General features: G+C 39.6%; 19 protein-coding genes, 2 pseudogenes and 1 riboswitch. Of the genes and pseudogenes, 10 read left to right on the forward strand and 11 right to left on the reverse strand.

The window, feature by feature from the left end; genetic code table 11:
- Positions 1 to 282: 282 nt before the first annotated feature.
- Positions 283 to 699, forward strand: a pseudogene (locus tag MTN96_RS14240) (methyl-accepting chemotaxis protein); the annotation flags it as partial.
- A gap of 72 nt (positions 700 to 771) precedes the next feature.
- Here MTN96_RS14240 and MTN96_RS14245 read toward each other — a convergent pair.
- The 3 genes from MTN96_RS14245 to MTN96_RS14255 all read right to left on the reverse strand — a co-directional run bounded on the left by MTN96_RS14245 (position 772) and on the right by MTN96_RS14255 (position 2,990).
- Positions 772 to 1,479 (reverse strand): pirin family protein, encoded by a 708-nt coding sequence (locus MTN96_RS14245; protein WP_248532020.1) that lies wholly within the window; start codon positions 1,477 to 1,479, stop codon positions 772 to 774.
- Positions 1,480 to 1,508: 29 nt separating this feature from the next.
- The gene (locus MTN96_RS14250; RefSeq protein WP_138627351.1) at positions 1,509 to 2,459 is read right to left on the reverse strand and encodes a glutathione S-transferase family protein; all 951 of its coding nucleotides are present in this window, start codon (positions 2,457 to 2,459) and stop codon (positions 1,509 to 1,511) included.
- A gap of 78 nt (positions 2,460 to 2,537) precedes the next feature.
- Positions 2,538 to 2,990, reverse strand: coding sequence for a DoxX family protein (locus MTN96_RS14255; protein WP_058154782.1), 453 nt, complete (start codon positions 2,988 to 2,990; stop codon positions 2,538 to 2,540).
- Positions 2,991 to 3,114: 124 nt separating this feature from the next.
- Here MTN96_RS14255 and MTN96_RS14260 point away from each other — a divergent pair, with 124 nt between their 5' ends.
- Positions 3,115 to 4,014 (forward strand): LysR substrate-binding domain-containing protein, encoded by a 900-nt coding sequence (locus MTN96_RS14260; RefSeq protein WP_214551998.1) that lies wholly within the window; start codon positions 3,115 to 3,117, stop codon positions 4,012 to 4,014.
- 74 nt (positions 4,015 to 4,088) lie between these two features.
- Here the strand turns inward: MTN96_RS14260 and MTN96_RS14265 are convergent, their stop codons facing one another.
- From MTN96_RS14265 to MTN96_RS14275, 3 genes are all read right to left on the reverse strand, one after another.
- Entirely contained in the window at positions 4,089 to 4,499 is a 411-nt protein-coding gene (locus MTN96_RS14265) for a hypothetical protein (RefSeq protein WP_013465125.1), read from the reverse strand.
- 207 nt (positions 4,500 to 4,706) lie between these two features.
- Positions 4,707 to 5,129: an HDOD domain-containing protein gene (locus tag MTN96_RS14270; protein ID WP_248532022.1), complete on the reverse strand. Its 423-nt coding sequence runs from the start codon at positions 5,127 to 5,129 to the stop codon at positions 4,707 to 4,709.
- A 182-nt stretch (positions 5,130 to 5,311) separates the two neighbouring features.
- On the reverse strand, positions 5,312 to 6,610 hold the full coding sequence (locus MTN96_RS14275; RefSeq protein WP_248532023.1) for a porin: 1,299 nt from the start codon (positions 6,608 to 6,610) through the stop codon (positions 5,312 to 5,314).
- Positions 6,611 to 6,955: 345 nt separating this feature from the next.
- On the opposite strand from MTN96_RS14275, the gene MTN96_RS14280 reads away from it, so the two are divergent.
- Positions 6,956 to 7,201, forward strand: a complete 246-nt coding sequence (locus MTN96_RS14280) for a hypothetical protein (RefSeq protein WP_036982419.1) — start codon at positions 6,956 to 6,958, stop codon at positions 7,199 to 7,201.
- A gap of 152 nt (positions 7,202 to 7,353) precedes the next feature.
- Here the strand turns inward: MTN96_RS14280 and MTN96_RS14285 are convergent.
- Positions 7,354 to 8,165, reverse strand: a pseudogene (locus MTN96_RS14285) (alpha/beta fold hydrolase).
- A gap of 249 nt (positions 8,166 to 8,414) precedes the next feature.
- Here MTN96_RS14285 and sbcB point away from each other — a divergent pair.
- Positions 8,415 to 9,860, forward strand: a complete 1,446-nt coding sequence (gene sbcB / locus MTN96_RS14290) for an exodeoxyribonuclease I (RefSeq protein WP_248532026.1) — start codon at positions 8,415 to 8,417, stop codon at positions 9,858 to 9,860.
- 213 nt (positions 9,861 to 10,073) lie between these two features.
- Here sbcB and MTN96_RS14295 read toward each other — a convergent pair whose 3' ends face one another.
- Positions 10,074 to 10,955, reverse strand: coding sequence for an NAD(P)-dependent oxidoreductase (locus MTN96_RS14295; RefSeq protein WP_069439597.1), 882 nt, complete (start codon positions 10,953 to 10,955; stop codon positions 10,074 to 10,076).
- A gap of 120 nt (positions 10,956 to 11,075) precedes the next feature.
- On the opposite strand from MTN96_RS14295, the gene MTN96_RS14300 reads away from it, so the two are divergent.
- Entirely contained in the window at positions 11,076 to 11,618 is a 543-nt protein-coding gene (locus MTN96_RS14300) for a glutathione peroxidase (RefSeq protein WP_036982413.1), read from the forward strand.
- 88 nt (positions 11,619 to 11,706) lie between these two features.
- Complete coding sequence (locus tag MTN96_RS14305) at positions 11,707 to 12,687, forward strand: 2-hydroxyacid dehydrogenase (RefSeq protein WP_036982411.1); 981 nt, start codon at positions 11,707 to 11,709, stop codon at positions 12,685 to 12,687.
- A gap of 95 nt (positions 12,688 to 12,782) precedes the next feature.
- Here the strand turns inward: MTN96_RS14305 and MTN96_RS14310 are convergent, their stop codons facing one another.
- Positions 12,783 to 14,105 carry a sodium-dependent transporter gene (locus MTN96_RS14310; protein WP_248532028.1) on the reverse strand — a complete coding sequence of 441 codons (1,323 nt, stop codon included), beginning with the start codon at positions 14,103 to 14,105 and terminating at the stop codon, positions 12,783 to 12,785.
- A gap of 166 nt (positions 14,106 to 14,271) precedes the next feature.
- Here MTN96_RS14310 and MTN96_RS14315 point away from each other — a divergent pair, with 166 nt between their 5' ends.
- On the forward strand, positions 14,272 to 15,030 hold the full coding sequence (locus MTN96_RS14315; protein ID WP_248532100.1) for a 4'-phosphopantetheinyl transferase superfamily protein: 759 nt from the start codon (positions 14,272 to 14,274) through the stop codon (positions 15,028 to 15,030).
- Here the strand turns inward: MTN96_RS14315 and lysC are convergent.
- Both lysC and nhaD read right to left on the reverse strand, forming a co-directional pair.
- Positions 15,007 to 16,398, reverse strand: coding sequence for a lysine-sensitive aspartokinase 3 (gene lysC, locus MTN96_RS14320; RefSeq protein WP_248532030.1), 1,392 nt, complete (start codon positions 16,396 to 16,398; stop codon positions 15,007 to 15,009). The two genes, MTN96_RS14315 and lysC, sit on opposite strands and share 24 nt — an antisense overlap.
- Before the next feature lie 75 nt (positions 16,399 to 16,473).
- A riboswitch (Lysine riboswitch) is annotated at positions 16,474 to 16,646 on the reverse strand.
- A gap of 98 nt (positions 16,647 to 16,744) precedes the next feature.
- Entirely contained in the window at positions 16,745 to 17,992 is a 1,248-nt protein-coding gene (nhaD, locus tag MTN96_RS14325; protein ID WP_036982403.1) for a sodium:proton antiporter NhaD, read from the reverse strand.
- Between the two features lie 196 nt (positions 17,993 to 18,188).
- Between nhaD and MTN96_RS14330 the strand changes: the two genes are divergently transcribed.
- Genes MTN96_RS14330 through MTN96_RS14340 form a run of 3 tightly spaced genes read left to right on the forward strand, consistent with a single transcriptional unit; the run spans position 18,189 to position 22,803 of the window.
- Positions 18,189 to 19,460, forward strand: a complete 1,272-nt coding sequence (locus tag MTN96_RS14330; protein WP_248532032.1) for a hypothetical protein — start codon at positions 18,189 to 18,191, stop codon at positions 19,458 to 19,460.
- Positions 19,461 to 19,465: 5 nt separating this feature from the next.
- Complete coding sequence (locus MTN96_RS14335; RefSeq protein ID WP_248532034.1) at positions 19,466 to 20,014, forward strand: hypothetical protein; 549 nt, start codon at positions 19,466 to 19,468, stop codon at positions 20,012 to 20,014.
- Positions 20,011 to 22,803, forward strand: a complete 2,793-nt coding sequence (locus MTN96_RS14340) for an ATPase (RefSeq protein WP_138626943.1) — start codon at positions 20,011 to 20,013, stop codon at positions 22,801 to 22,803. Before MTN96_RS14335 ends, MTN96_RS14340 begins: the two co-directional genes overlap by 4 nt.
- Positions 22,804 to 22,867: the final 64 nt, after the last annotated feature.

Raw genomic sequence — 22,867 nt, forward strand, 5'->3', positions numbered from 1 at the left:
GCGGTAAAATTTTCAACGCGTTAAAGTAGAACAAAAAACAACCAATCAATTTATCTATTTCCTTGGCATAACTTCCTACTGTGACTAATGTTTACTCTACATACAAGACAACGCGATGAAAAGGCAAACCGAAACCTTTTTTTGAAGCCGTTACCGTTATTTTAAATGCTGACAGAGACATATACCAAGCACGTATTGCACTGGAAAATCTACTCAGTGCCACAGTCGATAATGAGACCAATAAAGCAGAGTTTTTATAAAACGCTGAACAAGTCAAAGACCGCTTCACAAACTAACTTATTAGCGTTAAATGCCGCGATTGAGGCTGCCAGAGCTGGTGAGCAAGGCCAAGGGTTTGCCGTTGTCGCTGATGAGATTAGAATGTTGGCTACCCGCACACAACAAAGCACCGATGAAATAGATACAATGATCCAACGATTAAATAACAATGTAAAAGCGTCATCAGATTCTTTTAAAAACAGTCAAACAAATGCTAATGCCACACTAAGTAATTTTGATGCCGTTATTAGTATTTTTAGCAACCTAACTCACACCTTTGAAAAAGTGCAGCAAATGTCGGCCGAAACCGCACAAGCAGCACAAATGAAACAAATCTCTGAGCAAACAACACTGCAGTCAAAAAATATATCAGCGCTTTACAAGCAAATGAAATCGCAAGTAGATAGCTTTAAGGTATAGTGTTGTAAGCTTGTAAAACAATGGCGCAGCGTTTACTGCGCCATTAAGATAAACCCAACTAAGCCGAATAGCCTAGGCTAGTGTATCAATAATAATTATTTCACACTCTGTTGTTGCAGTTAGCGTGATAAAATCAGCATGAGTGACCTCAGCACCATCCCCTTTGTTCATGGTAATTACACTGTTTTTGTCATCTACAGTAAATACACCATCAGATGCAAGTACATAAGCTTGATGATCAATACGCTGAGTGATGGTGGTACCTTTTGCAAGCTTTCCACCATAAATGCGTGTTTGTTGATTGATAAATAATGTGTTACTCGCATCTTCTGCATAACCCGATACTAAAAGCGTAAGCTCGTTAGCTACGTCGGTCGGAAATTTTTTACTTTCCCAACGCGGCGGCACATCTTGTTTATTACTTTGAATCCAAATTTGATAAAAAGTAAGAGGCTTATTGGTACGATTATACTCAGAGTGCACAATGCCTGTGCCTGCACTCATTACCTGCACTTCTCCTTGCTCGGTTATACCTTTATTACCCATACTATCTTGATGAGTAATGGCACCACTGCGTATGAAACTAATAATTTCCATATTTTTGTGTGGATGCGCTCCAAATCCCATTTCAGGTGCAACCCAATCATCATTAACAACGCGTAATGTACCAAAGCCCATACGTGCTGGATTATAGTAATGTGCAAAACTAAAATGATGTTTAGATTTAAGCCAACCGTGATTGGCACTGCCTAAACTATTCTTTGGATAATGATTGATCATGGTCTTTCCTCAAAAAGAATAAACATTAATTAATATGGACGTTCACGGTCGTGTGGAGCATCAAAATGATGCTTTGCACCCAGCGGTACTATTTGTGTTGGATTAATCGTTAAGTGGCTTACATAGTAATGCACCTTTGTGTACTCTAAATCGACGGTTTCTTTAACACCCGGTACTTGGTACAGCTCGTTAACGTAATTGCTAATATGGTGAAACTCGCTTAATTTTTGACGGTTACACTTAAAATGCCCGTGATACACCGCATCAAAACGAATAAGGGTTGTAAATAAACGCCAATCAGCTTCTGTAATAACATCACCAACGAGATAGCGCTGCTTAGCTAAACGCGCTTCTAGCCAGTCTAAACTATCAAATAGTGCGGTGTAAGCCGCGTTGTAAGCCTCTTGTGTAGTAGCAAAACCGGCTTTATATACGCCATTATTAATGGTGTTATAGACACGGTTATTCACGGCTTCGATTTCTTCACGTAGTGGCTCTGGATAATAATCATCAGTATTGCCAGTTAGCTCATTAAACGCACTATTAAGCATACGAATGATCTCTATTGATTCATTATTTACAATAGTTTGCGTTTTTTTATCCCATAAAATCGGCACAGTAACCCGCCCTTCATAACTAGGATCGGCTTTTAAATATAATTGATAGGCGTAATCTAAGTTATAAAGTGGATCGCCCTGCTCGCCAAATTCCCAGCCGTTTTCCATCATTGGCGCTTCAACAATGCTCATAGAAATAATATCTTCGAGCTGCTTTAATTTACGAAAAATAATCGTTCTGTGCGCCCATGGGCACGCCAGCGATACATATAAATGATAACGCCCCGCCTCAGGGGGGAATTTGCTTTGTGGCGCTGATGAAATAGTATCCCTAAAACGGCTGTCTTGACGTACAAATTTACCGTCGCTTTTTTCGGTGTCGTACCATTTATCGACCCATTCACCGTTAACAAGTAATCCCATGTCCGTCTCCTAAGTATGTAGAATGTGCCAACCTTAGGCAGATTGGCAGCTTAAAGTTCAATCAGTTATATGATCAGCTTATTGGTTTAATTTGTTATGAATTTTTCCATCAAGGGATAGCTTTCCAGCTCCTTGAATAAATAAGGCTAAGGTAATTGCCAACAACGATAAACCAAACTCGTAACCGTTGTTGCTCATAAATAAACCGTTATCTATATGTACGGTAAAAATAGCAACCACCATAGTGATAGCCAGTACAAAACTCGCAGGACGCACCAGCAAACCAACGATGAGTAGTAATCCACCAAAAAATTCAGCGCCACCCGCCATTAACGCCATTAAATAGCCCGGTGCTAAGCCAATCGACTCCATCCATTGCCCTGTACCTTCCAAGCCATAGCCACCAAACCATGCAAACAGTTTTTGTGCCCCATGAGCACTAAACACTAATCCTGCAATAAGCCTTAATGGTAGAGTTGCAAAAGACTGTTCAGTTTTTGTGATGGCAGCTGTGATATTTTTAATCGTCATAATGTTTACCTGTATTGTTTTTGTTGATTATGCAGCCATTGTATAAGTTGAATTAAAATTAAATAACTCCTATTATTTGCTTTATATGTTCAAATATTTTGAACAGTTAATATTTGGTATGATGATGAATACACCCCCTATTAGCATAGAAGCTTTACTGGTATTAGACGCCATTGAGCATCGTGGCAGTTATGCAGCCGCTGCAGAACAACTTAATAAAGTGCCATCAGCCCTGTCGTATATTGTTAATAAACTTGAAGAGCAATTAAATGTAACCTTGTTTCAGCGCCAAGGTCGGCGAGCAGTTTTAACCCCCGCAGGTAAACATTTACTGAGCGAGGGGCGTAAAGTGCTCAATGCTATAAATAATTTATCGGAGCAAACACAAACCATAGCTAATGGCTGGGAGCCTAGAATACGGATTGCTTGTGACTCAATTATTGACGTAACTAATGTTTTTGCTGCTTTGCAACAATTTTTAATTGAACATAAAAGCATTGAAATTGATGTAAAAGAAGAGGTCATGAACGGTACATGGGAGGCATTAATAGAAGACAATGTTGACTTAGTGATTGGTGCACCCGCCCCCGTGCCTGCTCAAAAAGGGATCAGGGCAGTGAAAATAACGGATATTCAAAATGTACTTGTGGTTCACCCATCCCACCCTTTAGCAAAAGAGCAAAAACCAATCAAGCCTAGTATTCTTGGTCAATACACCACTGTGATAGTTCATGATTCTGCAAAACAAAGTATTCCGTGGTCAGCTAATTTAATCGAAGGTAGTCAACGTTTTTATGTAAGCTCCGTAAAACAAAAAATTACCGCTATTTTATCGGGAATCGGGATTGGTTATTTACCAGTAAACCTTATTGCTGAACATATTAAAGCTAAAACACTTCATGTTGTGGAGCTCATTGAACCACGTCCTATTCAAGACTTATACCTTGCATGGAAAATAACCAACAAAGGTAAAGGATTAAAAAAATTGACTCAACTTTTAATCGACAATAATTTACAGACATGAAATAAGCCAACTACATAAATGCAAAAGCCCATGCTAACAAAATTAGCATGGGCTTTTTTAATCACTAATAGATGTTATAGAGCAAGATCTTGCTTAGCACGTGTTAAGTTGTGCGACACTAACTCGTTACCTGATATTTGCTGTGCTTCGTAAAAGTCAGATAACGCTGCGGTTTCGTTTTTAGCCATTAAACGGCCAACACCGCGGTTACTTAAAGCAAATGAAGTCAGCTCACGTACTTTAAAACGTGGGCCTGTACTTTGCTGTAATAATGTAATTGCTTTTGAGCAAATTTCTTCAGCTTGGCTGTAGTTTTTTGATTTTACATTTAATGCGCAACTGTTAAATGCAACTTCGAATTCTTGTGGGGCTGTTGCAGCCTCTTCAATAACCATTAACTTGTAGTCACTTTGATCAGCCATTACAGCAGCTGAGCAAGTTAATAAAGAGCCAAGAGCGATGGTTTTGATAAGTGAGCGTTTCATGATTAGTTTCCTATTTGGTTAGTCGTGCTTGTTGACGACAACTAAACTTTAGAGTGTTTAGTTAATCTCGACAAACGATTAAAAACAAACCAATAAGTGAAAAAAACTAACCTATAGACTTTAGTCTAATTAAACTGAGCATATTCGTTTTAATAAAAGCGACAAATAACCGCTCGTTTAACTAGGCTGCAAACCCGGCTTGATTATTTACTGATTTAAGTATTCAACTGGAATTTTATTTTTTACTCGCTGTCCAACAATCATGTTTACATTAGCAATTTCAGACGCGTTATCCCAAAAACGCTCTAAACTAATACAACATGTTTTTTGTAAAAACATTTGCTTTAATTTAAGCGCAGGAATAAGTGCTTCTATGCCATTCCAACCTAAAAACATGATGGCTTGTTTAATATCAGACACACTACGTACTAAGCCATAAGCGGGTGAATTAACAATTTTTAAGATAGCAGACGCTATAGCCACATCTTTAGCAATGATTTCTGCGGCGTCTGAAAGCGAGGGCTCTTGTGCAGATGCTAATAATTCAAGGTCATTTAAAATTTGTGGTTTTGGGGGAATAATAAAGTTTTTATTTACATCTGATAATACCTGCTCATTAACGACAATCATCGATGTCTAGCCTCCAGCTAAGCTATATGGATTATTTATTTTATTCCATTTGAGCTTTTATACTAGAAGTTGCTTAAAGATTTATCAATTTGTAGGTGCTGAAATTGGTAGGGTAAAATAATTTTTAAAAACCAAAGCAGCACACGCCCGGTATATAGACGTGTGCTTTGAATACTAGCTTATTAGAAGTAATAGCCAATATTAATGTTGAAGCGGCGTTCAGTTTCGCTGCTATCGCCCGCTAATGAACCACCAACAAACGGCATGTTTTTACCATGAACTAAATCAAAGTATGTAAATAAACCACCTGCAGCGACCGAGAAACCGGTTACGTTCATCCAGGTATCTTTGCTGTTGTCTGATTTGTCGTAAATAGCGCTGTAGTCATTATAAAACTGTAAGTTTGTTACTGCGCCCCATTGCACCGGCACACTGTATGCTACGTTTGCACTCGACATAGTTGCTTCCGCTGCCATGCTATCGTAAAACGAGTAAGCGCCTACAGCAATACGGTTTACGTTATCAATATCGTAGTTGTATTCGCCATGTTGTAATTGCAAGTTCCAAGGGCCCATATTACTGTTTAAATGTAATGCCCACGCGTTGTAGTCACCTGCGCGGTCAACACCATCATGCAAGCCACCAGCAAGTGCTGACACACCAATTTCAGTTTTACCACCCTCATGCTCTATGTGGTAGCCGTAACGACCTGAGAACGTATTATATTCACCAATTGGATTGGTCGGCTCAGCGTAAACACCATCCCCGGCTTCTCTAAAACCAACAATGTCGTAAGAATAGCGATCGCTGCGGTTATCTACATAACCATCAACACCACCTAATTCATCATTTTTGAAAAAGCCTAAATCAAGCTGCCAGTTATCGGCAATTTTACGCTTAAATAACACCCCTAAATCGTGGTCGTCTTCAAGGCCAACGTAATAGTTAGTGCTGAAAAAGTAGTTATGTGAGTTGTATGGCCAGTTACCAAAAGGAACCTGAGTAATACCTGCTTGAACTTGCCAATCATCAGCAAAATCATAAGCTGCATAAGCGTATTTAACAGCGGTCATATAATCAAAAAAGCGAATTTCAGCGTTTAATTTTACATCACCCACATCGCCTGAGAAATTTAGACGAAAAATATCAAAATCAAAATCGCCACCGCGATTTTTATTATCGTCATCATACGAGGTGTGGCTATAGTTGGTTCGAACAGCACCGCCAATTTTAATTCCCTGAGGCTTGTGTTCATGTTTAGCTACTTTAACTTCAGCTATATCTTCTTTCTGTTCAATGGTGCGCTCGATTAATTTTTCACTTTTTTGCTCTGCTTTTGCAAGTTGCTTTTGCAGCATTTCCACTTGTTTTTGTAAGCTGCTTAATTGCTGCTTTACCTTATCAAGATCTGTATCTGCATGTGCCGGATGTGAAAAAACAACCATAGCCACTGCCAGTGCTAAAGGTTTCATAGGTGTCATAATTTGTCCTTGCTTGCCTTGTTGATGTTATTAACTCGAACTTGGTCAGCGTGAGCTAAGTACCTGCTTGATTTTACATGTTGTTTTACAATGATAACGTATTTTTACAACTCTTCAATTACACTTTATGATTTTGCGCAACACACTAGCAACACACAGTACTTTTTAGCGGGGTAAGCATAACAATTAATCATCATTTTAATAAATGAAAGCAGCAGCTTGCAAAATTAAAGCTTAAAAAATAGCAGGATGATCATGTACCTATTTTTAATGTGTTATTATTTAAAAATTATATTTAAAACAGCCAGTTTGTTGCTACATATATAAATTAAGGACTCTCAAAAAATGAAAAATAACGATACCTTTAACACAATTGCTACGTTAATTTTTAAGCATCTTTATAATAACTTTCCAAGCCCAAGCCAGTTAGATCCTGAACAATTAATTAGCGACACCTCAGAGCATCAAGGTGAGCAAATAAAAGGAACAATCGCGTTTCTTCTTCATGAGGAATATATATTTTCTACGCCCAGCGCCACTTTTTTGCTAACCGAAAAAGGCTTTAGCCACGCTTTATGTCCAAAGTTTTGATCTAACTTTACTTTTAAGCACTAAAGCTTAAGTGAATTACTATAAGAAGTTACAACAATGAGTGATTTTATTTGGTTACTTCCAGCAGCGGTACTCACTATCATTTTAATTAAACTGATTAAACAATCTAAAAAACTGCCTTAGCTTTTTATTTAATGAGTACGCTTTAGCAATTTTTGGATTTGCGCGATTACCATCCTTGGCTCATTATTTTGTGGATAGTGGTAACTTTTACCGGTTAGCACTGTCTCACCTTGAGAAAAAGCATTAGCCCAGTTTGCATGCAGTTCCCCCCACATTTCACGCCCTTTATCAGTAAAAAATAACACCGACGGATTTTCATACTTTTAAATTGAGGCAATAAACGTCACAGGAATATCTGCTATTTGTGGGTAATCGGGCAAAGGTCGCTTAGACCAAAAGTCTACATACTGATTTGACATCCCGTTTTTCATATCATCACGTTTTATCGCGGCAATTTCTTTTTCAGCGCGCGATAAATCAATCTTACGCATAATATCAACATCATGCTCTGAGGCGGGTTCAATTAACATTAACGCTTTAATGTTATCAGGCTAGCTTGCTGCAAATACTCTTGCGATATAAGCTCCATAAGAATGCGCCACATAAATTATCGGCTCTTCAATTTTTAATGCTTTGAGTAATAGTAAAGCCTCAGCAGCATACTCCTCTGAGCTATAGTTTTTCTTTATTTGCGTTGAGCCGCCATTGCCAATTCGAGAATAACGAATTACTTTTGCATGCTTGGTAATCGCTTTATAAATGGGTTCCCAATCACTTAAACCGGCAGAGCCAACTGCCTCAAGTAAAACAGTGTGTTTACCACTACCCGCCATTTCATATTCAATATCAAAGCCATTTACTTGCACTTTAGCAAGCTCAGCAAACACAACGCTTGAGGTGAATAATACCCAAATAGAATCGTTTTTATTATTATTTTCATATTGTTAAAGCTAATTAGTAGTTAGCTTAAGTTTATAACATTAAGCACTATGTTTATAAATAAATTCTCTAACGCATACCCTTAAAAATAAATAATCACATCAATCATGCTTAAATCATGTTTTGGCTGATAGATTTCCTTATTCAAACCTATAAACCTCTGTGACCCTATGCCATAATCTAAATAATTCATAAATTTAGTAACTTGGCGGTTTATACACCGTTTCAAGCTAACTTATAGGGTTTTTTAATGGCTTATCAAGAGCAAAACCAAGCAACAATCTATTGGCACGACTACGAAACCTGGGGGGCAAGCCCACAAAAAGATAAGCCGAGTCAGTTTGCCGGTGTACGCACCGATCTTGATTTAAATATTATTGGCGAGCCGCTTATTGAGTACTGTAAGCCACAAGCGGATTATTTACCCCATCCTGAGGCGTGTTTAATTACCGGTATTACCCCACAAGTGGCGATGCAAAAAGGCTTAGTTGAGGCTGAATTTATTGCTAAAATTCATGCAGAATTTAGCGTACCCAATACCTGTGTGGCTGGTTATAACAGTATTCGCTTTGATGATGAAGTAAGCCGATATAGCTTTTATCGTAACTTTTACGACCCGTACGAGCGTGAATATAAAAACAATAACAGCCGTTGGGATATTATAGATTTAGTGCGTGCCTGCTATGCACTGCGCCCTGAGGGTATTGAGTGGCCATTAAAAGAAGATGGCAGCCCAAGTTTTAAACTTGAGCATTTAACTGTCGCTAATGGTATTGAACATGCCGCTGCGCACGATGCATTAAGTGATGTAACGGCTACCATTGCACTGGCTAAATTAATAAAAGAAAAGCAACCTAAGCTGTATCACTTCTTTTTTAGTTTGCGCAATAAAAAAGCCCTTGCTGAATTGGTGGACGTGTTTAACATGACCCCATTAGTGCATACCTCATCGCGTATTCCAGCAACCCAGGGTTGTACCACGTGGGTGGCACCTATGAGCTTTCATCCTGTTAATAAAAACGCAGTTATTTGTTTTGATTTAACCCAAAACCCACAGGTATTACTTGATTTAAATGTAGAAGAGCTACGCAAGCGTTTATACACCAAACGTATAGATTTAGCAGAGGGTGATTTACCCGTAGGTTTAAAATTGGTGCATTTAAACAAGTGCCCTATTTTAGCGCCAGCTAAAACGCTACTGCCTGAAAACGCTGCTCGCTTGGGTATTGACCGCGAGCAATGCTTGGCTAATTTAGCCATTTTAAAAGCCAATACTGAGCTTCGCGATAAAGTCACTGAGGTATTTAATGAGCAAGGCGATTTCAGCGCCACTACAAACGTGGATTACTTATTATATGATGGCTTTACTAGCCATGCTGATAAAGCCAAATTTGCGATTATTCGTGATGCAAAACCTGAAGACTTGGCAAGTTTAAAGCTTGAATTTGAAGACCCTAAATTCAATACTTTACTATTTAGATACCGCGCCCGTAACTGGCCACAAACGCTAAACCAGCAAGAGCTTGATCAGTGGCGTCAATATTGCCAAAGCAAGTTAATGCATGGCGAAGATCAGCCATCAATCAGCGCGCAAGATTTTATGATCACTCTTGAAAACCTAGCGCATGAACATGACGACAGCGAAAAAAATCTTACAATTTTAAAAGCGCTGTATAACTACGCGCAAAGCATGTAATTTGCTTTAGTGTATATAACTTATGAAAAACTCGACACTTTATAATTAAAGTGTCGCGTTTTTTGTTACTAGGTAAAAAACCAAAAAACTATCTCAACAAGAGAGGTGAATGAGAAAACATAAAACCAACATTCATTTTTTATGTGTATCACTTTCTCTAAAAACGCAGCGCCTCTTAGCCTCTTTGTGAACAGTTTACTTTTACCAATTACATTACTTTTTATGCAGTGCTTCAATACGCGCTAGTAAACTTGAGGTATCGTACCTGCCGCCACCAAGAGCCTGCACATCGGCGTAGTATTGATCGACCGTTGCAGTCATTGGCAGCGTTGCACCGTTATTTTTAGCTTCATCAAGGGCAATACCTAAATCTTTACGCATCCAATCTACAGCAAAACCAAACTCGTACTCGCCTGCCCACATTGTTTTGTAGCGGTTTTCCATTTGCCACGAACCAGCTGCGCCTTTAGAAATGGTTTCTATTACTTTTTCGCCATCAAGCCCTGCTTGTTTAGCAAAATGTAAGCCCTCAGCTAAGCCTTGCACTACACCAGCAATACAAATTTGGTTGACCATTTTACATAATTGCCCTGAGCCAACTTCCCCTAATAACTGGCTAAAACGGCTAAACGCCGCCATGATAGGTTGTGCTTTAGCAAATACCGTTTCGTTGCCACCGGCCATAACGGTTAATACCCCGTTTTCAGCACCTGCTTGACCGCCCGATACTGGCGCATCAATAAAGTCGATATGCTGTAAAGCCGCTTTTGCCGCAACTTCACGCGCTACCTCAGCAGAAGTAGTTGTGTGATCGATTAAAATTGTGTTTTTTTCCATACCAGCTAAAACGCCATCATCGCCGTATACCACTGACCGTAAGTCGTCGTCATTGCCAACACACATAAATACCATATCGGCACCACTTGCAGCTTCACGCGGGGTAGGTGCAAAACTGCCGTTAAAATCTTCAACCCATTTTTGTGCTTTAGCTGCTGTGCGGTTATAAACACATACGCTGTGCCCCGCTTTTGCTAGATGCCCCGCCATTGGGTAACCCATTACGCCTAAACCTATAAATGCAATTTTAACTGACATAAAAATGACCTATTTAACTGATAACTTAGAAACATAAGCTCGATTATGTCAATCGGCCGCAAAAAAAGCGAATGAAAGTCTTTTAAAATTTCCCTCATACGGAAATTAGGTAGGTAATCTATGGATAGTATTTATCAATTTAACGCACCACTTTGTAATAACGATGATTTTTCTTTGAGTCAGCTAAAAGGAAAAGCGGTTCTTATTGTTAATACCGCCAGTAAATGTCATTTTTCTGCGCAATTATGCGCGCTAGAAAAGCTATATCAACAATACAAAAACGATGGGTTTACTATTTTAGCCTTTCCGTGTAATCAATTTGATAAAAATGAGCCATTAGAGGGAATGGCCATTAAAGACTATTATCAAAAACATTTTTCAATTAATTTTGAGGTGTTTAATAAGGTCATGGTAAATGGCCCAGATACGCATCCACTGTTTAGTTATTTAAAATCTCATACACGGGGTATTGCACAAAACCGAGCAATAAAATGGAACTTCACTAAGTTTTTAGTTAATGCACAAGGGCAGCTGGTTGCTCGCTATGCACCGCGAACTAAACCGGAGTCATTACATAATGTAATAACAAGCTGCTTAGAATCAGTGCCCGTTATAAAACCGACGACCGCTCGTTTAGGAGTCCGTTCGGCTGTATTAAAATAATCCTGTCGTAATTAAAACAACAAGAGTGAAGCATCTATAGTAAGAATAGTTTATGGTAATAAAATAATTGATTACTTGGAGCTAGTTAATGGATATTGCTTTTTTTAGTGCTCAGAAATATGAGCGCCCTTTTTTTGAGCAAAGTTTAAATGGCTTTTCTAACATCACTATTACTTATTTTGAGCAAAGTTTATCGGCGCAGACGGCAATATTAGCTAAAAACTTTGACGCTGTGTGCGTATTTGTCAACGATTCTGTTGATAAAGCGGTAATTGAGCAACTTGCCACATTGGGTGTTAGCGCTATTTTATTACGCTGTGCGGGGTTTAATAACGTTGACTTGCCCGTTGCCAAACAGCATAACTTAAGCGTATTACGCGTACCCGCCTACAGCCCTGAGGCAGTCGCGGAGCATTGTGTTGCCCTTATGCTTACCCTCAGCCGTAAAACACACAAAGCTTATAACCGCGTACGCGAAGACAACTTTGATTTAAATGGCTTACTTGGGTTTAACTTACATAACAAGACCATAGGTATTATAGGCTGCGGTAAAATAGGCTTGGCACTGTGTAACATTTTAAATGGTTTTGGCGCTAACGTTTTAGTGTGTGACCCTTTTGCAAAACCAGGCAATTACACTATTACCGATTTAAATACCCTACTTGCCCAAAGCGATATAATTTCACTGCACTGCCCGCTGAGCGAAGATACGCATCATTTAATCGATGACGTTGCATTTAATAAAATGAAAACCGGGGTCATGCTCATTAATACTTCGCGCGGTGCGCTGGTAAACAGCCAAGCGTGTATTAAAGCACTTAAATCACAAAAACTGGGGTATTTAGGGCTTGATGTGTACGAACAAGAATCAGAGCTGTTTTTTAAAAACCACAGTGAAGAAATAAATCAAGACGATATATTTTCTCGCTTAGTGAGTTTTAGAAACGTGTTAATAACAGGGCATCAAGGCTTTTTTACTCAAGAAGCTCTAACCGAAATCGCTAATATAACATTACAAAATGCAAACGAGCTTGCTCAAGGGCAAACGCTAACCAATCAAGTATTGTAATATCAAGTCATTTAAACTGTAAAAAGCGAACTTTCGGGTGACTCCCAATAGTTCGCTTTTTAAAACGGCATTTTTAAATTCGCGTTTAAAAGTTTTTAACCAAACGCTACATTTACAAATACTAAGGTCATAAGTATAGGACACACAAAGCGAATATATTGTGCAAACCAATAGTGCGGCCCACTACTTGCTTTGTGCAGCTTATTACCACGTTGCCATAGCCAGCCTACCGTTATAAAGTAAAATAGCCCCATTAACGGCAATTGGTATTGGGTAAATACCATAATCACTAAACCAAACAACCAATCAAAGTTTAAAATAATGGTACTGGCACAAATAAGCACAACAGCACTGACTGCCCATGTTGCTTTGGTTCTATCTACATTGTGGTTTTCAACCAAAAATGCCACAGGGATCTCAGTTGACGAAATAGTTGAGGTAACTGAAGCTATCGACATCAATACAAAAAATAATAAGCCAACCAATAAACCAATTTCACCCATAGTGCCAAATAGCTCAGGTAATATGGCAAAAATAAGTTGTCCCTCACCAATTAATTTACCGTTATTAAATACTTCAACGCCATTGTACTGGGCAACATAAATAGCCGGAATTATTAATAAGCCCGCCAAAAACGCCACGCTGGTATCAAGTAGCGCAACACTTGCGGTTAATTTTGGTAAGTTAGCTCCGGGTTTTAAATATGAGCCGTAAATCATCATACAGCCTACCCCAAGCGACAACGAAAAGAACGCTTGCCCCATTGCGGCAATAATTAAATCAGGGTCGAGTATTTTGCTAAAGTCAGGCACTAAATAGGCAGCAAACCCTTCGCTTGCGCCATCTAACGTTGCAATATAAATAATAAGCCCAATGAGGAGAACAAGTAAAAGCGGCATTAAACGGCGTGACCAGGTTTCTATTCCCGACTTCACCCCTTTTAAAATAATACTGGCGGTTAGAATAAGCATAAGCGGCGTAAAAATAAAATTACGTAACATAGAGTCACTATGTAAAAACTCACTCAAGCTCTGCAAGCCAAAAAAGCTACTTATAGGCTCTATAGCGTAGGAAAGCATCCAACCGGCCACAATTGAGTAAAAACTTAACATAACGATGGCACCGGCAAGGCCAATATAGCCTGCTGCGGCTCCCACTTTAGGGGCGTGATCTTGCCATGCTTGGCTTAGTGCTTTAACGGGGTTAGCTTGGGCTTTGTAACCTAAATACAGCTCGGTGTACAAAGCAGGTAACGCCAGCAAAAAAATAACGATAAAGTAAACCAGTAAAAATGCGCCGCCACCATGATTAGCAGCCTGCGTAGGAAAACCCCATATATTACCTAAGCCTACCGCTGCACCGGCTGCTGCCAATACAAAACCTAGTCGACTTTGAAAACCATCACGCACTTGTGCCATACACCTACAAATCTGTTATTATTTTAACGAATGCGAATTAAACCATATTTAAGAGCGACTGAGTAATAAAAATGTACTTAGCGCTCACAACAACTAACAACCGCTCACAAACTATCCAGCTTTGGGTAATAAATATGTAATCGGTCGTCATTTATAACGAGCAATGATGAGTGTAACTTACTTTGAAAACCAGCTAGAAATCACGCCCGCTTTAGCAAATAACAGCCATTGCATTGCGTTGCTTAACGCGACCACCCTCAATGTGGGTGAATTTGATTTACCCCACTATTTAAGCCCTTTTGAGCTCAATATTATTAATCGGCGTAAAAACCCACAAGCTAAACAAGAATATTTAGCCACACGTTTAGTGCTTAAATACCTAGTAAAAACCGCTTGTTCTTCTTACGCATCATTAAAGCTGTGTGATATTAGTTCTGAATTTAACCCCGATAACAGTAAATTAGAATTACATATTAAAAATACAACAGGCGTGATTAGTTGCTGTATTTCTCATTCTCATGGTTTTGTAGGTGCAGCGTTAAATGTAGCATCAACTCATTTTGGCTTTGATATTGAAAAAATTAATTTAAAGCGCCCTTTTAATAAACTCGCTAAGCACTTTTACCACCCAGCCGAAGTGAGCTCAATAATCGATTCAGATAACATAACAACTCAAGCACATCATTTTTTTAGGATTTGGACATTAAAAGAAGCGCTGGCTAAAGCCACCAGCCGCCCCATTGCTCAATTATTAAGCCCTAATGTGTTTAACGAACTTAATAACACTCAGCTTACAGCTTGTAGCAATACCGTGGTTGGAGCACATAACGACATGTTTGATATTAGCGTTGTGGCAAAAAAAAGCACCGACTGGCGGTGCTCAATAATAACTATTAACGATTTACGCAGCGCAATCACTTTCTAGTAATCGACTATGAATCGCTTGAACCACGGCATCAGACTCACTTTGCTCAACTAAAAAGCACAAGTTATGTTTACTTGCACCATGACAAATGAGTCGAATATTAAAATCACTTAATACTTTCATTAAATTCATTTCATGTTGGCGCAAAACAATTTCAGAGCCAATTAATGCCACCAGCGTTAAATTGTTTTCAACCGATACATGGCAAAATTCAGCAAGCTTATCTAAACATGCTTGATCTAGCTCTGGACGTGATGCATTAGGCGCATTATCAAGGGTAATTGCCACACTAATTTCAGAGGTGGTGACCAAATCTACCGAAATATTGCACTCACTTAAAATAGTAAATATACGCGCTAAAAAGCCACTGGCTAATAACATTTCTGGGCTTTTAAGGGTTAATAATATTTGATTTTTACGTTGCGTTACCGCACGAATACCAGGTAGCTGCGATTTTTCACGTTCAATCCACGTACCGCCAAGTTCTGGCTCTGTGCTTGAGCCAACAAACACATTAATATGGCTGCGACTGGCAGGCAAAATTGTAGCTGGGTGCAGCACTTTAGCGCCAAAGGTCGCCATTTCTGCTGCTTCATCAAAACTTAAACGCGCAATAGGAGTGGCTTTTACACACAAACGAGGATCGGTGCTAAAAATACCCACTACGTCAGTCCAAATATGCACACTTTTAGCGTTAATAGCCTCAGCAAGCAGTGCAGCACTATAATCTGAGCCACCTCGACCGAGCGTGGTCGTTAAATTGTTTGCATCGCTACCAATAAACCCTTGGGTTACAATAACGCTATCATCAAGCAGCGGAATTAAATGTGTTTTAGCGGCTTGCGCTGTGGCGCCCACATTTGGTGTTGCTTTACCAAATTGGCTATCGGTTTTAAGCACCTGGCGCACATCAAAACGAGTGGCATTTAAACCCTTTAACCTTAGTACTTGGGTAAATAAGTACGACGATAAACGCTCGCCAAAGCTAAGTAGCTCATCGAACTGCTGCTCTGTATTGAGTGTTTGTGCCGCCAACGTTTGAAATGCATCAAGCGTTTGATTAAACCCAAGGGCTAAATCATCATCTAACGACAGGTCATTTAAAATAGCCTGCTGAATCGCAAGTACACCATCAATATGCTGTTGGCGTTTAGCGGCTTCAATACCCGCTTTGCAAAGCTCCACTAAATGATTGGTCACTCCGGCACTGGCGCTTACTGCAACAATACGTACATTTTTATCGTTTACGATAATTTCGCTACAACGGCTCATCGCCTCAAAGTTAGCAACGCTGGTGCCACCAAATTTGGCAACAATGTAATCTGATTTTGTGCACTGTGAACTTTGTGGCACTGATTGGGTAGTCATTTCGTCTCCTTTCGCGGCATCCAAACCGCAATAAAACAAGAAGAACTTGGCAGGAAATAAAGATAAGAAAAATCTACTGCCAGAAGCTCTCCACCTAAATTGGTGACAGTTTTGAGGATTCAGCCCCATAAACCGAAAAACAATAGTAACGACCCATTATTTTCCTCGGCGAGTACTTCCCTCCTTAATGGTCGCAGGCTGTCGTTGCCTCACATTAAGTACCTAAGTATCGCACCTCTTCTGAATGTATTATTAACCTGTGGCTAATAAAACAAAACCGCACTAAGAGTGCGGCTTTGAAAGTTATCGTTTAGACGTCTAGCTGTCAAGTCGTTTTACACTAAAATCAAATAAAACTACCCATTAAGTAAGAGCCCGCATAACCAAAGGTGTAACACAGTAATAAATACAGCGATAAGCGAAGGTAACTTGCAAACGTCAGCTCTTTTACCTTACTCATGGCTATAATACCGGCTGCCGAGCCAATGATTAGCATAGAGCCACCTACACCAGTTGCATACGTAAACGACAACCAATGCTGTTGACTCATTACAATGTCGGCTTTTAATAACGCTGCCGTTAGTGGCACGTTATCAACACCTGCAGATAAAATACCCATTAAGTAGTTTGCGTACTCTGGCGCCATTACCGTATACAAATTAGTAAATTGGCTCAGTACCCCAACTTCTTTTAACGCACCAACAAGCAGTAACACACCCACGAAAAACAATAAGGTGTCGTACTCTATGTCGCGTATAAAATCGATCATATCTTTGTTGATGTCTTTTTTGCGCATTAAAAATTGCGCGACTAAAAACATAATAGATAAACCCAATAAAAAAGTAAGCAGAGGCGGTACACTGTATAAAACGCTCAATGTAAGCGTAGCAATCACCGTAGTGAAGAAAATAACCGCAATGGTTATGTCGGTTTTTTCAATACGTTTAAATTTAGTTTTTTTAAACTCGAGTTGCTTATTCATGCCAATTGATAACAAAGTAGCCAGTAATAATACACTTAGTAACGCAGGCACAATTAACAGTAATAAATTGCTAATTGATACTTTACCATCAAGGAAAATCATAAGTGTGGTTACATCACCCGTGATAAGTGATACACCACCGGAGTTTACAGCAAATACAATAAGCGTGGCGTACTTAACTAACTTTTTGGCTTCAAGCTTTAATGACATAATCACTGCCAGTGATATTAGCGTGGCCGTAACGTTGTCTGAAATAGATGAAAATAAAAACGCAAAACACCCCACCAAAAACATTAGCTTACGCTCACTAATGCTGGTTGGCATAATCCGGTTCACAACATTTTCGATAAGTCCTTTAGAGTTTAAATAGGCAACAAAGGTCATTGCGGCCATTAAAAACAGCCATAAAGAAGCAATTTCTAAAATATTGTGGTCTAGGAGGGTTTGAATCGTTTCGGGGCTTTGCCCATTAAGAGGAAAAATAAAGGAGATAATCCAACAAAGTGTACCAAAAAATAATGTCGTTTTTGCTTTGTTTACGTGGATCACATCCTCAATAACGATAAGCAAAAATGCAATCGCTATCAGCGTCAGGATAATCGAGGAAACCATGATATTAAACAACCTTCGGGGTTAAGTAAAAATTGAAACCATGTAAAAAATATACCCACAAACTCTATGTGCCTATATTCGGCGCGGATACTATCACTAAGCGGGTGTAAAAACTATTATTAAATCGTCGCAAAAACGAATACCATATAAGTTCGAGAAATATAAAATAACGAATACTAGGAAGTTGCAACGCCTTATGATCCCAGCTAAAAAGCTACTTAATACCCTAAATGAACACTGGGGTGTATTAGAGCTATTATTTAAGCGCTTTAAAATGGCCGACTTTAGTATTAAAGATCTTCAAAATGCCATTAAGCAAAAGCAACCCACGTGGAATAATGAGCGTATTTATAAAGAAACCAACCGGTTATTGAATCAAGAAATTATTATTCCGCTGGCTAAATCGTCACAACTGGAAATTAACCGCGCCATTGCCGACTTTGCCACCTTTTTACTGCAAGAAGAACATTTAGGCTTAGCACAAGAAATTAGTGTCTTGGTTGATGATTTGGCCCGTTTAGGTAATCGGCTATTCAATGCCGGTGAAATAGAAGATTTTGATGATTTACGCCGCTTTAGCCGTATTATGGATGATCGGGTGCGTAAAATAATCAAACTGTTTTTACACAACGAAAACGCTATTTTAAATATTGTTGAGCAAGCCAAATCTAATAATGCGGTGCAGTCGCTACAAAAACGCTATAAAGCCGTGATAGAAGCGTTTGATGAGTATATAGAACCCATGCTGGAAATGGTGGATATTAGAGGCGACTTTCATGCCTGCTTTACCCTTATTGAGCAACAAATTAGCACCCAAATAGAACACATTGAACGCTCAGGCAAAGCGTACAACGATAAACGCATGCTTGAGCAATTGCGTACCCGCATTCTAGAAATGCACTTAGTTGGCCGGACAAGCTTACGAAAAAGTGCCGATATGCTTATGCCACTGCGTGAAGAGTTGCGCCGTAACAACCTTGTTACCCGCCAAGTAGCAAAAGTATTAGGACTAATACGTAAAAATGGGGTAGATAATATGCTCAGCGCCGTGCAGCCACATTTTGTAAGCGATGCGCAAAAGTATTCATTGGGTCAACAGCGCCATATAGTAGCCTACATGGCAAGCCTGGCTGAGTTTGAGCATCACGAATATCAGCTACCAGAGCAAAACGATGTGCCTGCGTTTGTCACGCCAAACATTCCTGACTATCACGATGTAAAAGCGCAGTTTGCAAAACGCTTCAAAAAGCAGCGTAAAAAACCACAGCCTCTGCTGCAATTTTTAGACGAAAGCTACCCTGAGCTTGAAGCCGATGAAATGCTGTTTTTATATCAAAAGCTAGTGAGCGATAACACCCTACACATTAGCCAAAGCGATAAAAAAGCCCGCGTTAACATTGCAGGCCAGCACTTTTCTTTGTACCCCTTTAATTCAGAGCCTCAGGCTGATAAAGCCGAGCACGAGTAATCACCATGACACAGATAAACTTAAATGAGCTTTCTCACTTACAAGCCATTAATAAAAAATTAGTCGCGGGTTACCACATTTGCGAACAAGACACCCTAATGTGGCAAGAGCTTGACCAACAAATTGAAGCTTACAGCGCCTTATTCACAGCATTAGGCCATGATTTAAAGCACGACAGTCGTGGCTTTTATTATTTTGCTAGCGATGAAAGCACCCCCAATATGGGCAAAATATCGCGCGCGATAGCGCTCACTATTTATATTTTAATCGAACACTTTGCCAACACAGGTAAAGACCCAATGCGTGCATTATTTGATGAGCCAAACGATTTAGAGCTAATGCAAACCTTGGTACAACTTAATAAACATTTATTTGATCAGCTTGAAATATTCTCGGGTTCTGATTTACGCAAAGATGTGTATTTACGCATGGTACGTTTAGGCCTTGCCCGCGAAGTAGAAGGCGGCTTTATGCTACAGGCGCCAATTCATCGCTATATTGATGCCTTAATGGAAGTAAATGAAGAAACCTTTTTAGGAGAGGACGAGCAATGAAAAACTTATACGGACTGAGTAAACTCGCCCTACTTAATACTGCAGGCTATGCAAAGTGTGTGATCCCACTTGATAAAAGTAGCTCGATTTGTGCGCCTAACAACACAGGTAAAAGCTCAGTTATTAATGCACTGCAATTTCCGCTAATTAACGATTTACGCCTTACCGAGTGGGATGGCCACGATTTAGATGAAACCCGTAAGTTTTATTTTTCATCAGATCAATCGTACATTTTATTGCAAGCCGATTTACCCCATGGCTCAGTTGTCATTGGCGTAGCCGGCTTAGGTAAAATTGCCGGTTATGCACACCAATACTTTTGCTATCAAGGCAAACTTGATTTAGCCCAGTACACCCAAGGCAATACCATTATTAAGTTTACCAAGCTGTTTAATCACTTAAAGCAGCAAGGTTACAACCCGATAGAGCTTAAAGCGCAAGAGTTAAACGCCCTACTTACAGGCGGCGCAACGCAATTTGATGGTGAGATCAATTTAAAAATGATCCCCCTTAACAACGTTCAAGACTCTGCAATATACAAAGAAATATTTCGTCGTATTCTTAATTTACATAAATTAGGTGCAAACGACGTTAAGCGCTTTATGTTACGTGTGTTTGAACGCCACATGTCAAATTCAAAGGTCGACTTTTACGAAGTATGGCGCCGGTCGTTTGATAAAGTAAACCGCGCAAAACGTGAATTAAAAGCCCTCGAGTCAATGCAAGAGCCCATAGCCGCCCTTGAATCTATGCTTGAAAACCAAACCGTTCTTAAAGGTAAACTGGCCGCTTATGCGCCAAAAATTGACCAAGCACTGATTGATTTTGATACGTATCAGGAAGAGCAACTAAGCGAGCTCAACATCGCTCTTGAAGATATTGAGCACGAAAAACACGAGTTTGAACAAAAACAAAGTCTATACGTACAACAATCACGCGATATAGAGCGCAAACAAACCCAAATTGAACAGTGGTTTTTAGATTACAACGCCCTTAAAAGTGAGTTTGAGCTGGTTAATAAAGCCACGCTAAAAACCGGCTTAACGCAGTTAAAAAATGACTACGAGTCGTTGTCACACTCAATAACGAGTGCTCAAGGGCAAAGCCTGCACACCCTTGATTACCGCATTGGCGAAACACAAAAACAAATTAAAAGCTTAAAGTTACAACTTAAAAACTTAGAATATAATTTATTCACTCGTATGCGTGAAGACTTATCACTGAAAGAAGTTGAAGAAATATCGCGGCTATTAAACCCCGATCTTCTCTCCTTTGCCACCACCAGCAATGGCGATATAACCATTGATGATGACGACGCTTTCGGGGAATTTTTATCACAGCTTAGTGAAAACGTGAAAGGCGGTGTGCTCACCCTGCCCGGTGCCAGTATTAAACTTAAAAAACTCTCACCTGTGCAAATGCAAAGCGGCGAAAACAAAGAGCAACTGAGTGCTCAATTAACCGCGCTTGAGCAATCATTAAAAGAGTTTAAACAACAGCGTGAAGTGGCCGCCAATGTTGCAGATAAGCAAAAAGAAAAAGACGCGCTATACGATGAGCTTATGAGTGCTGAAAGTGCACTTAAACGCTTAGAGCAATTTGAAGTGATGCAACAATCGGTTGACGCGCAGGCGATGCTAAAAGAGCAGCTTTTAGCCGAACGCGAACAAGTTGACGACTACCTACAAGATATTCAAAAAAACAGTGGCTCAATTGCTGACAGACGATCACTAATCAAATCAAAACAAGCGCAAATTAATCGTCAAACAGAGCGCCTGCGCCAAGTTAAAACCGAGCGTATTGACCACACGTTAGATTTATACAGTGGTAAAGTGACGCCTTACATGATTGATATAAAAATCGATTTTGATAATTTAAGTGATTTAATTCATCACTTTAATAAAGACTGCCAAGAGCTTCGTAATTTCGATATAAATGTACGTAATACCTATATGCATATTTACAATGCAGGTATTACCAAGTTCGATAACGAAAACGATGAGTTTAGTAAATACCAAAAACTTATTAGCGCGTTTCATAACATTGATAACGAACGTGATGCCGTTGAGCGCCAAGGTCGCGTTGCCCTCACCGAAGTGGCCGCCACGATTAAAGGCTTACGTGAAGATTTAGACCGCCTACGCCGTGAAATGAATAGCTTTAATAAAGGCATAAGCCAGCACCGCATTTCAAACCTGCAAGCGTTTAAAATTAATATTATCCCGCGCAAAATGTTGGTAGATAGCATTGATACCATTATCAGTACATCTAACCAAATTGAACAAGGCGATACCCTGGATTTACTCAGCCATGAGCCGTACAGCGAAAGTGCGGTAAACGACGCAAAAGATCATTTAATTAAACTCGCCTCAGACAAAGCAGGCCTGACCCTCACCGATTTATTTGATATTCGTTTTGAAGTGGTTAACCGCGCGGGCGAAACCGAACACTTTGAAAAAATAGATTCGGCTGGTTCAAATGGTACGCGTATCACCATTAAGCTGTTATGTGGCATGTTGTTTATTCGTTACTTATTAAGCGATCAGGAACAAAACTTATACCGTATACCTATTTACATAGATGAAGCGGCTGATATCGATCCGCAAAACCAAAAAGCAATTATAGAAACCGCCCTGAGCTTTGGCTTTGTGCCAATATTTGCTTCGGTTAAACCGCAAATAAGTTGTGATTATATTGTGCCAATTCGTTCAGTAAAAGACGGCGCACAAAACTGGGTAGATGAAAAAGATTGGATTGAGGTTGAACATAAAGCCTCTCTACTGGACTAAGAATTAATTGGCTATTCATCTTAGCCAGCTACACTTATTTTTAGATTTTAAATTACCCTCGCCC

This window comes from Pseudoalteromonas sp. 2CM28B (assembly GCF_023161935.1).

Excerpts from the sequence above, each read along its gene's own strand:
- MTN96_RS14245 (WP_248532020.1), bottom strand. The coding sequence starts at position 1,479 with ATGATCAATCATTATCCAAAGAATAGTTTAGGCAGTGCCAATCACGGT.
- MTN96_RS14250 (WP_138627351.1), bottom strand. The coding sequence starts at position 2,459 with ATGGGATTACTTGTTAACGGTGAATGGGTCGATAAATGGTACGACACC.
- MTN96_RS14255 (WP_058154782.1), bottom strand. The coding sequence starts at position 2,990 with ATGACGATTAAAAATATCACAGCTGCCATCACAAAAACTGAACAGTCT.
- MTN96_RS14260 (WP_214551998.1), top strand. The coding sequence starts at position 3,115 with ATGAATACACCCCCTATTAGCATAGAAGCTTTACTGGTATTAGACGCC.
- MTN96_RS14265 (WP_013465125.1), bottom strand. The coding sequence starts at position 4,499 with ATGAAACGCTCACTTATCAAAACCATCGCTCTTGGCTCTTTATTAACT.
- MTN96_RS14270 (WP_248532022.1), bottom strand. The coding sequence starts at position 5,129 with ATGATTGTCGTTAATGAGCAGGTATTATCAGATGTAAATAAAAACTTT.
- MTN96_RS14275 (WP_248532023.1), bottom strand. The coding sequence starts at position 6,610 with ATGACACCTATGAAACCTTTAGCACTGGCAGTGGCTATGGTTGTTTTT.
- MTN96_RS14280 (WP_036982419.1), top strand. The coding sequence starts at position 6,956 with ATGAAAAATAACGATACCTTTAACACAATTGCTACGTTAATTTTTAAG.
- sbcB (WP_248532026.1), top strand. The coding sequence starts at position 8,415 with ATGGCTTATCAAGAGCAAAACCAAGCAACAATCTATTGGCACGACTAC.
- MTN96_RS14295 (WP_069439597.1), bottom strand. The coding sequence starts at position 10,955 with ATGTCAGTTAAAATTGCATTTATAGGTTTAGGCGTAATGGGTTACCCA.
- MTN96_RS14300 (WP_036982413.1), top strand. The coding sequence starts at position 11,076 with ATGGATAGTATTTATCAATTTAACGCACCACTTTGTAATAACGATGAT.
- MTN96_RS14305 (WP_036982411.1), top strand. The coding sequence starts at position 11,707 with ATGGATATTGCTTTTTTTAGTGCTCAGAAATATGAGCGCCCTTTTTTT.
- MTN96_RS14310 (WP_248532028.1), bottom strand. The coding sequence starts at position 14,105 with ATGGCACAAGTGCGTGATGGTTTTCAAAGTCGACTAGGTTTTGTATTG.
- MTN96_RS14315 (WP_248532100.1), top strand. The coding sequence starts at position 14,272 with ATGAGTGTAACTTACTTTGAAAACCAGCTAGAAATCACGCCCGCTTTA.
- lysC (WP_248532030.1), bottom strand. The coding sequence starts at position 16,398 with ATGACTACCCAATCAGTGCCACAAAGTTCACAGTGCACAAAATCAGAT.
- nhaD (WP_036982403.1), bottom strand. The coding sequence starts at position 17,992 with ATGGTTTCCTCGATTATCCTGACGCTGATAGCGATTGCATTTTTGCTT.
- MTN96_RS14330 (WP_248532032.1), top strand. The coding sequence starts at position 18,189 with ATGATCCCAGCTAAAAAGCTACTTAATACCCTAAATGAACACTGGGGT.
- MTN96_RS14335 (WP_248532034.1), top strand. The coding sequence starts at position 19,466 with ATGACACAGATAAACTTAAATGAGCTTTCTCACTTACAAGCCATTAAT.
- MTN96_RS14340 (WP_138626943.1), top strand. The coding sequence starts at position 20,011 with ATGAAAAACTTATACGGACTGAGTAAACTCGCCCTACTTAATACTGCA.